The following is a 13,245-nucleotide window of genomic DNA, read 5'->3' as shown; positions in this document are numbered from 1 at the left end:
GCACCGCGGCGGCCTTCTCCTCCGGGCTGTAACGACGCGCCGTGGGCTTCCCGGCACACTGTTCCTTCGGCATACCTGCATCCTCGTTTCCAAGGTCAGGAGCCTCCGGGATTTCCAGGGCGATTCACCCACTGCGCATGACCCGCGGCTCCGTCGAATCCCTCACCTACGACCCGGAGGGCACACTACAAACTAGTTAGCCGGCGCTGGTATGCCCATACCATCATCGGGGCGGTATCACCATCACCGGACCCACCTTCGCCGAGAACTACGGACACTGGCTGCAAGCCGCTTGACGCCAATTGGAGCATCAAGTTGCCGACGTGAATCAGGCCCTAGCGAGCGAAGGCGGCTTCACCGCATCCGGATCGGGGTTGGCGATCGGCAGGCCCATGAACCGGCGGGCGTTGTCGCCCATGAAATCGTAGGTGCGGCGAATGTCCATGCCCTCGGCGTACTTCCAGAAGCCTTTCGGTTCGGCCAGTCCCTCGGGGTGCGGGAAGTCAGAGCCGAACAGCACCTTGTCCCACCCGACGGTCTCGACGACGTCGGACACGCAGCCCTCCCAGAACGGGCTGACCCAGATATTGCGACGGAACACGTCGTGCGGATGCTCGGGGAAGTTCTGGGGCATCTTCTTGTACAAGTCGGCGAAATCGTGGAACAGCGGGAGGATCCAGCTGCTGCCGTTCTCGACGCTGGCGATGCGCAACTTCGGGAACCGGGTCAGCGTGCCGTGGCAGATCAGAGCCGTCAGCATGTCGGCGATCTCGCGGTGTCCCAGCACCATCCAACGGAAAGCACTCTGCGCCATGAAGTTCTGGGTGTACGGCGGTTCCCACTTGTTGACGTACTCATCGAGCGGCGGATAGCTGGCGTGCAACACGATGGGCAGGCCGGCGGCCTCGACGTCGCGCCAGAACGGGTCGAACTCCGGCAGGGCGGGGGAGCGCCAGCCGTGCAGACCGTTGACCGGGCCCGGTTTGATCAGTGCGACCTTGGCCCCGTGATCGAGGATCCATTCCAATTCGCGCTGCGCCGCATCGACTTCGGACAGATTGATGATCGGCGTCGAGAACACCCGGTCGACGTGGTTGAAGCTCCAGTGCTCGAGGATCCACTCGTTGAGCGCGTGGACGATCGCCAGGGTCAGCTGAGGGTCGTCGGCGCTGGAGTGCTCGACGAGGCTGCCCAGCGTGGGATAGTTCAGGGCCTCGACCACACCCTGGCGGTCCAATTCCTTGACCCGGTCTTCCGGGTTGCGGGTGGCCGCCGGCGCGTCGATGGCCTTGCCCTGCATCTCGCGCAGCGTCAAACCTTCGGTGTTCTCGCCGGCGAAGAACTTCTCGTGCGCACCGGGAGCCGCCACCCGCTCGAAGGTCGGATTGGGGATGAAGTCGGTGACCATGTTGTTGATCACGATCCGGGTCTGACGGCCGAACTGCGCGTACTGCACGGCGCGGCTGTACTTCTCCGGCAGGAACTTCGTAAGTGCATCCCCGGTCTCATACATGTGCTGGTCAGCATCGAAAATCGGCGCTTCCCTGAACTGTTCAGTCATGTTGGTGGTCTCCCTATCCGGCGAGCAGACGCAGACTCATATGTTTCCGTCGGCGAAAGTGCGCTTCTGTGTCTGCTCGCGAAATGAAAGTCAGAGTGTCAGGACGGTGGCGCCGGCGGTGCCGGGGGCGCCGTAGAGTTGTGCGAAACCGACGCGCGGGTTGCCGGGCACCTGCCGGTCGCCGGCCTGGCCGCGGAGTTGGCGCACCAACTCGTGGATCTGGCGCAGCCCGGAGGCGCCGATGGGCTCGCCGTTGGCGATGAGGCCGCCATCGGTGTTGATGGGCAGTGAGCCGCCGATCTCGGTGGCGCCGTCGGCCAGCAGCTTCTCCTGGTCGCCGTCGGCGCAAAATCCGCATTCGGCCATGTGGATGATCTCGGCTCCGGCGTCGGTGTCCTGCAGCTGCACGACGTCGACGTCTTCAGGCGCTAAGCCGGCCTTCTCGAACGCGGCGCGGGCGGCGTACACCGTCGGCGCAACATCTTCTTCCACCGGCGCACAGGTGGTGTTGACCTCGTAGGCGCCGTACCGCCGCGTACGGACTTCGACGGCCTTCAGATACACCGGTTTGTCCGTGTACCGATGGGCGATGTCGGCACGGCACATCACGAGCGCGGCCGCACCTTCGTCGGGCGCGCAGAACATGTACTGGGTCAACGGGTAGTTGAGCATCGTCGAGTTGAGGATGTCGTCCTCGCTGATCGGCTTGCGCCGGAACGCGTTCGGGTTCAGAGCTCCGTTGCGGAAGTTCTTGTTGGCCACCTTGGCCAAGGTACGTTGCGAGATGTTGTGCTCGTGCAAGTAGCGGTTGGCCTTCATGCCGAAGAACTGGGTGGTGAGGTACTGGCCGTTCTCGGCGTACCAGCTCGGCATCCCGACAAGTGACGGGTCCTCGGTGAACGCGCCGCGGGGGTGCTTGTCGAGGCCGACGGCGATGCCGATGTCGTAGTCGCCGAGCCGGATGCCGTCCGCGCAGGCCTTGGTGGCACTGGCCGCGGTGGCGCAGGCGTTGAACACGTTGGTGAACGGGATGCCGGTCAGCCCGACCATCCCGACGATCGCGTCGGGGTTGGCCACCGTCCAGCTGCCTCCGGTCGCGGCGCCGATGTCCTTCCAGTCGACTCCGGCGTCGGCAACTGCGGCGAAGATGGCGTCTACACCCATCGCCATCGCGGACTTGCCCTCGAAGCGGCCGAACGGGTGGATACCGACACCGATGATGGCTACATCGTTCATGAGGCTCCTGTCGTGGGCGCGAAGGCGAAGGTGACAACCTCGTTGCCGTCTTCGTCGGTGGTGAACGGGATCATGGTGAGTTCGACGTCCATGCCGAATTGCAGTTTCGTCGGGTCGTTTTCGGTGAGTCGGCCTTCGACGCGGATGACGGGGCCGGTGTCGTCGGTAAGTTCGACGAGTCCGACGCCGAAGGGCACGAAGTTCTTTCCGGTGGGGCCTTTGTAGGGTGCGCCGGGTGGGAAGCCCTGGGTGGTCCAGGCGATGACGGTGCCGCGCCGGGGAAGGCGTGTTTCGGAGGTGTTGCCGCCGGAGCACTTGGGGCAGCGGGCCTGTGCTGGGAAGGTGGTGGCCGTGCAGTCGGTGCAGCGGCTGCCGATCAGCTGGGGTTCGGCGTCAGGCCAGGTCGAGATCTCCGGCGCGAGGGCCTTCTGCATGCGTCCGATTCCTCCGTGTTCGGCCAAAAATGTCTAGCAACTGTAACTCTTACAGTAACGTAGTCCAAGTGATCGAGCGCGAGGCTGAGTCCAAGGTGACGTTCTGCCGGATCTGCGAGCCGCTGTGCGGCATGATCGCCACTGTCGAGGACGGCAAGCTCACCGCGCTGCGTCCGGACAAAGACCACCCGCTCTCGGCCGGCTTCGCCTGCCAGAAGGGCATCGCGTTCACCGAGGTGGTCAACGACCCCGATCGTGTGACGACGCCACTGAAGCGCGTGGGGGACGGATTCGAACCCGTCGGCTGGGATGTGGCGCTCGACGACATCGCGGCCAGGCTCACCGAGATTCACCGGCGCCACGGATCGGGCGCGTTCGCGTGGTACATGGGCAACCCCGCGGCCTTCAGTTATTCACACCTGTTCGCAGCGATGGCCTTCGCCAAGGGCGTCGGCGGCGACAGCCATTTCTTCAGCTCGTCGACCCAGGACACCAGTAGCCGGCTGCTGGCCAACCAGTTCCTGTACGGCGCCCCGTTTCCGGTGCCGATTCCGGACCTGACACGTACCGATCTCCTGGTCATGTTCGGTGCGAATCCGGTGGTGTCGCACGGGAGTTTCCTCACCGCACCGCGGATCAAAGACCGCATGCACGACATCGTGAAGCGGGGCGGGCGGGTCATCGTCGTCGATCCACGACGCAGTGAGACAGCTGCCCAGTTCGAATGGCTGGGCATCACCCCGGATGCCGATGCATTCCTGCTGTTGTCGATCCTGCAGGTGCTGTTCGCCGAGGGGCTCGTCAGTGCGCGGGCCCGGATGCAGGCCGAGGGCCTGGACTGGCTGGAAGCGCAATCCGCGCGCTTCAGTCCTGAGGCCACGCAACGACACACCGGCATCGAGCCGGAAACGGTGCGCGCATTGGCCCGTGATCTCGCCGGCACCGAGAGGGCGGCGGTCTACGGTCGGCTGGGCACCTGCGTGGGGCGCAACGGCACGTTGACGACCTACCTGCTCGACGCCGTCAATCTCGTCGCGGGCAACCTGGACACCCCGGGCGGCAGTGTGTTCAGCACCCTGGGTATCCCCGGTCAGAAGTGGGGATCGATGGCGATGGGCGCCTCGCTGCGCCGCAGCTACCGGAACAAGCGAACCCGGGTCGGTGGGTTCCGTTCGGTGATCGGGGCCGAACCCGCGGCATTCATGGCCAAGGAGATCACGACGCCCGGTCAGAGGCAGGTCAAGGCGATGTTCATCGGTGCGGGCAATCCGGTGTTGTCGGTGCCCAACGGCTTGGAAATGGAACAAGCACTCGAATCCTTGGACCTGTCAGTCGGTCTGGATCTCTACGTCAACGAGACCACCGCACACTGCGACTACGTGTTACCCGTGACGACGATGTACGAGCGGGACGACTTCGCCGTCACGTTCCAGATGTTCCAGGCCACTCCGTTCCGTCAGGCCACCGACGCGGTGGTGGCACCGCGCGGCCAGGCTCGCACCGAATGGGACATCGTCGTGGACCTGATCAGCCGAATGAAGGTGCGCACACCGGTTTTCGCGGCCCTTCGGCTGGCGGCCAAACGAGCCGCGCGACGCGGCAACCGGCTCAGCCCGCGGCCGATGATCGACATGATGATCCGGATAGCCGACGGCGGTGACCGCTTCGGGCTGCGCCGGGGCGGGCTGACGTTCCGCCGCCTCGCCGAACAGCATCCGCACGGTGTGGTGGTGTCACCGAACATCCGGACCGGGGTGCTGGGGGAGGTCGTGGTGTATCCGAAGGGTCGGATACGGCTTGCGCACGACGACATCGCTTCCGAGATCGCCGCTCTGTCGCGACGAGCCAAGCCCGACGACTACCCACTGCGGATGATCGGCATGCGGGAACCTCGTTCCGAGAACTCTTGGTTGCACAATTCACCGTTGCTCATGCGTGGCAAGAGAATTCACCGCGCACTCATGCACACCGAGGATGCTGCGGCGCGGCACTTGGCAGATGGTGACGCGGTGCGCGTCCGGTCGCCGTACGGCCAGATCGACATCGCGCTGTCGCTCACCGACGACATCGTCCGAGGCGCGGTGGCGATACCGCACGGGTGGGGGCACAAGGGGAGTGGGAGCTGGCGGATCGCCAATCAGGCGGGCGGGGCCAACGTCAACCAGTTGATGTCGAGTGAGCCGGCCGACGTCGAGGCGCTGGCCGGCATGTCCTGGCTGACCGGTGTTCCCGTACAGGTCGAGCACGCCTGACCTTCCCGCGAAACGGCATTCCGGCAAGCCCGTTCTCGAGCTTTCTCTGCTGGAATGCGGTTTCGACGACTGGGTGCATTACTGTAAGTGTTACAGTTGTCGATGTGAGCGAAGTCGTGGATGAGGCCGTCACCAGTGTGGACGTCGGTCGGCGGGCCGCCGGCCGAGCCGAGAAGCGCATGCTCATCGACGGCGAATTGGTGCCCGCGGCCTCCGGTGCCGAATTCGACAACCTGAGTCCGGCCACCGGTCTGGTCCTCGGGACCACCGCGGCGGCCGACGCGCAGGACATGGATGCCGCGATCGGCGCGGCCCGACGCGCGTTCGATGAATCCGACTGGAGCACCAACCGGGGATTGCGGCAGCAAGTGCTGGCCCAGTTGCAGCAGGCGATCGAGGCCGAAAAAGAGGACCTGCGTGAGGAATTGATCGCCGAGGTGGGTTGCCCGGCGATGACGACGGAGAATGCCCAGCTCGACTGGCCGTTGGCCGATGCGTTGCGGTACCCGGCCACGCTGATCGACGAATTCGAATGGGAACGCACGCTCGACGGTGGCGGTCTGTTCGGTGAGCGCAACGCCCGCACGGTGGTCAAAGAGCCCGTCGGGGTGGTCGCCGCGATCACCCCGTCGAACTTCCCGATCGAGGTGATCCTCAACAAGCTCGGACCGGCGCTGGCCGCCGGCAACACCGTGGTGCTCAAACCCGATCCGAACACGCCGTGGAACGCCACCCGGCTGGGCCGGCTGATCGCCGAACGCACCGACATGCCGCCCGGCGTCGTCAACGTGGTGCCCACTCCCTCCAACGAGGTGGCCGGGCAACTGGGCACCGACCCACGCGTCGACATGGTGTCGTTCACGGGTTCGACGGCCGTCGGCAGGCATCTGATGCGGGCGGGCGCCGACACCATGAAGCGCACCTTCCTCGAACTCGGCGGCAAGTCGGCGATGATCGTTCTCAACGACGCGAAGCCCGGTCACATCATCCCCGGCGCGATCGGCGCGTGCGTGCACGCCGGACAGGCCTGTGCGGCCAACACCCGGATGCTGGTGCACCGCAGCCTGTTCGACGAGGCGGTTGCCAACGTCACGATGGCGTTCGGCGCGGTCCCGGTGGGTGATCCCGCATTGTCGACCACCCTGGTCGGGCCATTGATCAGCGCGGCGCAGAAGCAACGCGTGCTCGACGCCATCGACGGCGCCCGCCGCGACGGCGCCGACATCGTGGTCGGCGGCGGGGTGCCCGAGGGGCTGCCCGCGCATCTGGTCGACGGGCACTTCGTCGCGCCGACGGTCATCGTCGGAGCCGACCCGCGCTCGTCGATCGCCCAGGACGAGGTGTTCGGGCCGGTGTTGGTGATGCTGCCGTTCGATGACGACGACGAGGCGGTGCGGATCGCCAACGACAGCGCATTCGGCCTGGCCGGGGCGGTAATGTCGGCATCATCGGAGCGGGCGATGGCGATCGCGCGGCGCATCCGCACCGGAGCGATCGGGGTCAACGGCGGTATGTACTACGGCGCCGACGCCCCGTTCGGTGGCTACAAGAACAGCGGCGTCGGAAGGCAGTGCGGGATCGAGGGTTTCGCGCAGTACACCGAGACCAAGACCATCGGGTGGCGCCTGCCGCGGCAGTAGCTTTCCCTGCTCGGCGGGGGGAAGTTACCCCTGTGCAGCGGTGCGGCTCAACGCCTCGGCGCGATCGAGGATGCTGTCGAGGATGTGGTCGAAGTTTCCGTCGTCGGCCATTCCGATGCGATACCCGCGCCCGGGAATCGAGGCGATCAGAGGCATCGCCTCGGCGTCGATCACCTGTTCCCAGTATTCGCGGGGGAACTGTCCTTCGGCGGTGCGGCTCTGCAAGCGTTGCAGCACAGCGGAACTGCGCACGAGGACCGAGATCGCAGCATAGATGTCGAACGCCTGCTTGGCGGTGAGCCCGGCGGCCACCAGCGCAGCGACCGGCTGCTCGATCTTCTCCAGTGCCGTGCGGGACGCCGGCACGCCCCGGGTACCGCGGATCAGGATGAGATCGCACATGATCGGATTCGAGTTGAACATCTCGCGCATCCGATGGGCGTGGGCCCGCAGGGATTCGCGCCAGCTGCCGGCGTCGATGGACAGCACGCTGAGGTCGTAGTCGAGCAGGACGCGTTCGGTCATCGCGTCGAGCAGCTGATCCTTGCGCCGGAAGTACCAGTAGATACTGGTGACGCCGACATCGAGATGGCGGGCCAGCTGGGGCATGCTCAGGTTGTCGATCGACACCTCGTCGGCGATCTCGAATGCACCGCGCAGGATCTCGTCGACGCTGATCGACCCGCGTTCGCGGCGCCGGCGACCGTTGGTGTGCGCGGGACTGGCCATGGCTTCGTCCTTCAGCGGATCGGGTCGAATGTGACGGGAATGGCGGTGGGGGAGCGGAACGGCTGACCGAAGATGTGTGGGTCGTCGTCGGTGACGAGTTCGATGTTGTGTACCCGGCCGAGCAGGCTCTCCATGGCCACCCGGGTTTCCATCCGCGCCAGGTGCAGTCCCATGCAGGTGTGTTCGCCGGCGGCGAAGGTGATGTGCGGCACCCGTTTCCGGAATATGTCGAACTCCTCGGCCCGTTCCCAGCGGCTCTCGTCGCGGTTGGCCGATCCCATGCAGACGTCGATCACCGCGCCGGCCGGCAGCGCGACACCGTCGAGTTCCGTGTCCTGGGTGGCTGAGCGTTGCACGGTGGTGAGCGGGGTTTCGAAACGCAACCCCTCTTCGATCGCCTGACCGATCAGTTCATGGTCGGCCTGCACCGCGGCGAACTGCTCGGGATGGGTGAGCAGCAGGTACAGCAGATTGCCCGACGAACGATAGGTGGTCTCCAGTCCGGCGGGCAGGAGCAGTCGCAGGAACGAGTAGATGGCCTCGTCGGTCAGCTTCTCGCCGTCGATCTCCGCGGTGACCAGGTCGCCGATGATGTCGTCGGTGGGCTGGGAGCGGCGCAGGTCGATCTGCGTGAGGAAGTAGTCCTTGAGGGCCGCGGACGCTTCGAAAGCGCGCTTGTACTTGACCGTGTAGCTGATCAGTTCGACCGCGCGCTGCCGGAACCACGGCAGGTCTTTCTCGGGCAGGCCGAGCAATTCGGAGATCACCCTGGTGGGGAACTCGAAAGTGAAGTCGCGTACCAGATCGGCGGTGCCCGCTTCGATGAACTCGTCGACCAGGGCCTCACAGATGGGGCGGACGATCTCGGGTTCCCAGCGCTGCAGCGAGCGTGATTTGAAGGCGGCTGAGACCAGGTTGCGGTGGTCGCGGTGGGTCTTGCCCTCCATCGCCAAGATGGATGGACCGATGAACAGGCCGATCGTGTTGTCGTAGATCTTCGAGTTGAACGACTTGCCGTCCCTGAACACCGTGTTGACCGCGTCGAAGGAGACCGCCGCGAATTGGTGTTTGGGCAGAAGCGATTCCGGTGTCTTGGACCAGTCCATCACCGAGCCACGGAATACCCCGTGCTGGGCGCGGTGTCGCGCGAATATCGGGTACGGATCGCGCAGCAGGGAGGCGGTGTCGACGGCAGACTCGTCGACGGCCAATCCCTGAACGTCACTCTCCACAGTTCACCCCACCATTCGGAACGCACCCACCTGCTGATGCATATTACTGTAAATCTTACAGTAGTGGAATCGGCGGGATTCAGAGCGAGATCGGGGCTCCATTGCTCATCGACGCGATGAATCCGGCATCGACCTGGATGTCCTGACCGTTGATCCAGCGTGCCTCGGCCGACGCCAGGAAGGCGATCAGTGGAACCACGTCGTCGACGGTGGCGTGCCGACCGACCGTGGTCCGCACCAGGTCGAGGACGTCTTTACCCATCGTTTGTTCGAAGTCGGTGAGGATGGGCGTCTCGACCGGGCCGGGGCTGACGGTGTTGACCCGCACCCCGTACTTGCCCCAGGCCGGCCCCGCAATCCGCTTGACGAACAGGATCGCCGCCTGCTTGGAAGTGGTGTATACCGGGAAATCCGGGTCCTGTCCGGTCTGCCACTGCGCCACCGCATCTCCGTCGGTGAGTTCGAGGAGCCCGTCGAGGATGTCGATGCGCTGTTGCCAGCCGAGGGCTGCGGTCGAGGCCACCGTGACGATCGAACCGCCGTGCCGCAGCAGGGGCAGCATGCCCTCGGCCATCAGTCGCATGCCCAGATAGTTGACCTTGAGGACGTCGGCGGCCGGCGCGGTGCCCGGGACCCCGGCCACGTGGGCGAGCATGTCCCAGCCGTCACCGATCTCGCCCAGCAGTCGGGTGATGTCTGCGGCGTCCCGGAGATCGCAGGTGGCGTGCTCCGATGCGGCGGTGTCATTGGGTCGCACGTCGACCGCGAGCACGTGGTCACCCCGTTCGAAGAAGTGCGCCGCGGTGGCAGCTCCGATCCCGGATCCGGCTCCGACGACGACGATCCTGCGTGCGCTCTCAGACATGCGCCAACCTCTCACTGAATAAACGACAGTAAGGATGACTGTAAACAATTCGGGCTGGTCGGACAATCGGCTGCGACCTGTGTGGTGGGTGCTACCGTTAGCCTTACCGGAGGCATTTTCGGCATGGTCCTGACGCGTGCCTGGCGAGGAGACGGATTCGAATGAGCGCGATCGAAGAGCGGGCGGCAGTGCAGCCGCAGCGTGAAGGCCTGGATGAGCTGCTGGCCGCCCAGCGCCGGTCCTTCATCGCCGATGGTCCGCCTGATGTCGCGCTGCGCCGCAACCGTATTGATCGGCTGCTCGCGATGATCCTCGACAACTCAGAGGACTTCGTTGCCGCCACCGCTGCGGACTACGGATCGCGATCTCGCTCGGCGGCGTTCTTTGCCGAGATCCTGGGAATGCTCTCGGTCATCGAGCACACCAGGGCGCACATCCCGCAATGGATGCGCGCGACGAGACTGATGCGGGCTGCCCGGTTCGCGGGGTTGCGCGCCGAGGTACTGCCGAGTCCGCTCGGCGTGGTCGGAATCATCGGTCCGTGGAACTTCCCGATCCAATTGACCGTGCTGCCCGCGGCGGCGGCATTCGCTGCCGGCAATCGGGTGATGATCAAGATGTCGGAGGTCACCCCGCGCACCGCTGAGCTGATGGCCGCCACCGCCCCGAAGTATTTCGACGCGACCGAACTGCGGGTCGTGACCGGCGGTCCGGAGGTGGCCGCCGAGTTCTCCGGTCTTCCGTTCGACCACCTGTTCTTCACCGGATCCCCGTCGATCGGGGCGTTGGTGGCGCGCGCGGCAGCGGCCAATCTCGTCCCGGTGACGTTGGAGCTGGGCGGCAAGAACCCCGTGGTGGTGGCGCCCGGAGCCGACATCGAGCGGGCGGCGAACCGAATCGCCCAGGCGCGCATGGTAAACGGCGGTCAGGTGTGTGTCTGCCCCGACTATGTCTTCGTGCCGGACGCTCAGGTGGACCGGTTCGTCGCGGTGGCGCGTAAGACGCTGAGCGATCTTTTTCCCACCATCGTCGGCAACCCCGATTACTGCTCGTCGGTCAACGCCGCCAACTTCGACCGGGTGGTCGGCCTCATTGCCGATGCCCGTGCCCACGGGGCCCGGATCGACTCCGTGGTGCCCGCGGGGGAGGTGCTGCCCGATCCGGGCTCACGCAAGATCGCCCCGACCATCGTGCGTGACGTCGACGACCAGATGCTGATCGCGAGCGAGGAGGTGTTCGGGCCGGTGCTGGTGGTCCGTGGCTATTCCCGCCTTGCCGAGCCGATCGACCACATCAACGCCAACCCGTCCCCACTGGTGGCGTACTGGTTCGGCCCGGACGACGCCGATTTCCGGCACTTCGTCGGTCACACCCGTAGCGGTGGGGTGGCCCGCAATGACTTTGCCGCACACATGATCCCGTCGAGTGCGCCGTTCGGAGGGGTCGGCCGTAGCGGGACCGGTGCCTACCACGGCAAGGCCGGTTTCGATGCGTTCAGCCACTACCGCACCGTGGTGGGGTCCGATCTGCCGTTCAGCATCACCGGTCAGGCGGCCAAGCCGTTCACCGGGTCGATGCGGGTCAGCGCCGACCTCAACCTGCGCCGGGCCCGCAACCGAACCGCGGCCCGGCTCAGGAAGTTTCGCTGACCGCCTGCTCGCGGGCCCAGCGGTAGTCGGCCTTACCGGCCGGGCTGCGCTCGATGACTGGGCGGAACACCACGGCCTTCGGCAGCTTGTAGCGCGCTATCGAGGACTCGGCGTGCCGGATGAGCTCGTCGGCGCGCGCCGTCGCGTCCTGGGCCAGCGCGACGACAGCGACCACCTCCTGTCCCCAGCGTTCACTGGGGCGGCCGGTGACCACGACGTCGCGTACCGCGGGATGCGAGGCGATCGCGGATTCGACCTCTTCGGCGAAGATCTTCTCCCCACCGGAGTTGATGGTCACCGAGTCGCGGCCGAGCAATTCGATCGCGCCGGTGTCGAGGTGGCGGGCGCGGTCACCAGGCGTGGCATAGCGAATCCCGTCGATCACCGGAAAGGTCACCGCGGTCTTGGCGGCGTCGCCCTTGTAGCCCAGCGGCACGAATCCGCGTTGCGCCAGCCAGCCCAGCCCCTCGTGGCCGGCGGGCAGGACCGCGGTGAAATCCTCGGTCACCACGCAGGTATCGGGCCCGGCGTTGAAGGTTCCGGTCGACACCGCACCAGGGGCCGACATGTGGCTCATCTGGGCGCCGGTTTCGGAGGACCCCACGCCGTCGACGACGATGAGGTTTTCCTTGGCATCGATGAGTTGCTGTTTGACGTAGGGCGTCAACTGCGCGCCGCCGTTGGCCACCACCGACAGTGAGGACACATCTGCGGTCCCTGCCCTGATCGTATCAAGCAAGGGCCGGGCCATCGCGTCGCCCACCACGGTGGCGACCAACACCTGTTCGCGTTCGATGGTGCGCACCACGTCGTCGGCGTCGAAACGGTCGACCACACTGGGGAATACGACGGTCTGTCCGGTGGTCACCGCGGTCATCGCACCCCATTGGGCCGCACCGTGGATCAGCGGCGGCAGGATGAGCAGCTTGGTACCCGGGTTGTCGACCGCACGCCCCACGATCTCCTCGACGGACTGTGCCTTCTCACCGGTCACCATGTTGCGTCCGCCGAACGCGGTCATGAAGATGTCGTGCTGGCGCCACAGTACCCCCTTGGGCATTCCCGTGGTGCCGCCGGTGTAGAGCACGTAGAGATCGTCGGGGCTGGGTTCGACTGGAGGAGTTGCCAACGTCGTGGTGCTGACGATCGTCTCGTAATCGACCGCACCGTCGAGCAGTTCGTTGCCGGAGTCGTCGGCGATCTGGATCAGTACCCGCAGCGCCGGAAGATCGGGCAGGATCTCGGCCACTCGGTGGGCGAAGGCCGCGTGGTAGACCAGCGCGGACGCTCCGGAGTCGGCGAGCAGGTACTGCAATTCGTTCTTGACGTAGCGGTAGTTGACGTTGAACGGGGCGACCCGGGCGCGGAACGAGCCGAGCAGGGACTCGACGAACTCGGGTCCGTTGTAGGCGTAGATGCCCAGGAGGTCTTGGCCCACCTCGTGCCCGGCGAGCTCGTGACGCTCGGTCTGTGCGCCCAGCCCGCGCGAATGCAGGTATGCCGCCAGCCGATTCGACCGCTCCACGATCTGGCGGTAGGTCAACCGCCGCTCGCCTTGGACGATCAGCGGGCGGTCTCCGATGGCCGCGGCGACGGCCTCTGCGACGGCTGGAACGGTGAACTGCACGGTTTCTCCTATCGGGCGGG

At 65.7% G+C, this 13,245-nt stretch carries 10 protein-coding genes; 3 read left to right on the top strand and 7 right to left on the bottom strand.

The features are described 5' to 3' along the window. Positions 1-328 precede the first annotated feature (328 nt). The 3 genes from E0T84_RS19190 to E0T84_RS19180 all read right to left on the bottom strand — a co-directional run bounded on the left by E0T84_RS19190 (position 329) and on the right by E0T84_RS19180 (position 3,231). Positions 329-1,561 (bottom strand): amidohydrolase family protein, encoded by a 1,233-nt coding sequence (locus E0T84_RS19190; RefSeq protein ID WP_138745228.1) that lies wholly within the window; start codon positions 1,559-1,561, stop codon positions 329-331. A gap of 90 nt (positions 1,562-1,651) precedes the next feature. Next, positions 1,652-2,797, bottom strand: coding sequence for a thiolase family protein (locus tag E0T84_RS19185; protein ID WP_138745227.1), 1,146 nt, complete (start codon positions 2,795-2,797; stop codon positions 1,652-1,654). After that, entirely contained in the window at positions 2,794-3,231 is a 438-nt protein-coding gene (locus tag E0T84_RS19180) for a Zn-ribbon domain-containing OB-fold protein (protein ID WP_138745226.1), read from the bottom strand. Before E0T84_RS19180 ends, E0T84_RS19185 begins: the two co-directional genes overlap by 4 nt. Before the next feature lie 29 nt (positions 3,232-3,260). On the opposite strand from E0T84_RS19180, the gene E0T84_RS19175 reads away from it, so the two are divergent. After that, positions 3,261-5,483 (top strand): molybdopterin-dependent oxidoreductase, encoded by a 2,223-nt coding sequence (locus E0T84_RS19175; RefSeq protein ID WP_371726082.1) that lies wholly within the window; start codon positions 3,261-3,263, stop codon positions 5,481-5,483. Between the two features lie 104 nt (positions 5,484-5,587). Then, complete coding sequence (locus tag E0T84_RS19170) at positions 5,588-7,123, top strand: aldehyde dehydrogenase family protein (RefSeq protein WP_138745224.1); 1,536 nt, start codon at positions 5,588-5,590, stop codon at positions 7,121-7,123. A 24-nt stretch (positions 7,124-7,147) separates the two neighbouring features. Here the strand turns inward: E0T84_RS19170 and E0T84_RS19165 are convergent, their stop codons facing one another. The 3 genes from E0T84_RS19165 to E0T84_RS19155 all read right to left on the bottom strand — a co-directional run bounded on the left by E0T84_RS19165 (position 7,148) and on the right by E0T84_RS19155 (position 9,949). Then, positions 7,148-7,852: a TetR/AcrR family transcriptional regulator gene (locus E0T84_RS19165; protein WP_138745223.1), complete on the bottom strand. Its 705-nt coding sequence runs from the start codon at positions 7,850-7,852 to the stop codon at positions 7,148-7,150. An 11-nt stretch (positions 7,853-7,863) separates the two neighbouring features. Next, entirely contained in the window at positions 7,864-9,084 is a 1,221-nt protein-coding gene (locus tag E0T84_RS19160; protein ID WP_171055084.1) for a cytochrome P450, read from the bottom strand. A gap of 79 nt (positions 9,085-9,163) precedes the next feature. Then, a complete protein-coding gene (locus E0T84_RS19155) occupies positions 9,164-9,949 on the bottom strand; it encodes an SDR family oxidoreductase (protein ID WP_138745222.1) in 786 nt (261 codons plus the stop codon). Between the two features lie 161 nt (positions 9,950-10,110). On the opposite strand from E0T84_RS19155, the gene E0T84_RS19150 reads away from it, so the two are divergent. Next, positions 10,111-11,598 carry an aldehyde dehydrogenase family protein gene (locus E0T84_RS19150; protein WP_138745221.1) on the top strand — a complete coding sequence of 496 codons (1,488 nt, stop codon included), beginning with the start codon at positions 10,111-10,113 and terminating at the stop codon, positions 11,596-11,598. On the opposite strand, the gene E0T84_RS19145 is transcribed toward E0T84_RS19150, so the two are convergent. Continuing rightward, complete coding sequence (locus E0T84_RS19145; protein WP_171055087.1) at positions 11,582-13,237, bottom strand: acyl-CoA synthetase; 1,656 nt, start codon at positions 13,235-13,237, stop codon at positions 11,582-11,584. The two genes, E0T84_RS19150 and E0T84_RS19145, sit on opposite strands and share 17 nt — an antisense overlap. Positions 13,238-13,245: the final 8 nt, after the last annotated feature.

It is taken from the genome of Mycobacterium sp. DBP42 (assembly GCF_005924235.1).
Classification (GTDB): domain Bacteria; phylum Actinomycetota; class Actinomycetes; order Mycobacteriales; family Mycobacteriaceae; genus Mycobacterium; species Mycobacterium syngnathidarum.
Note: the sequence above shows the minus strand (reverse complement) of the source record. Positions and strands in the feature narration are given on the sequence as shown.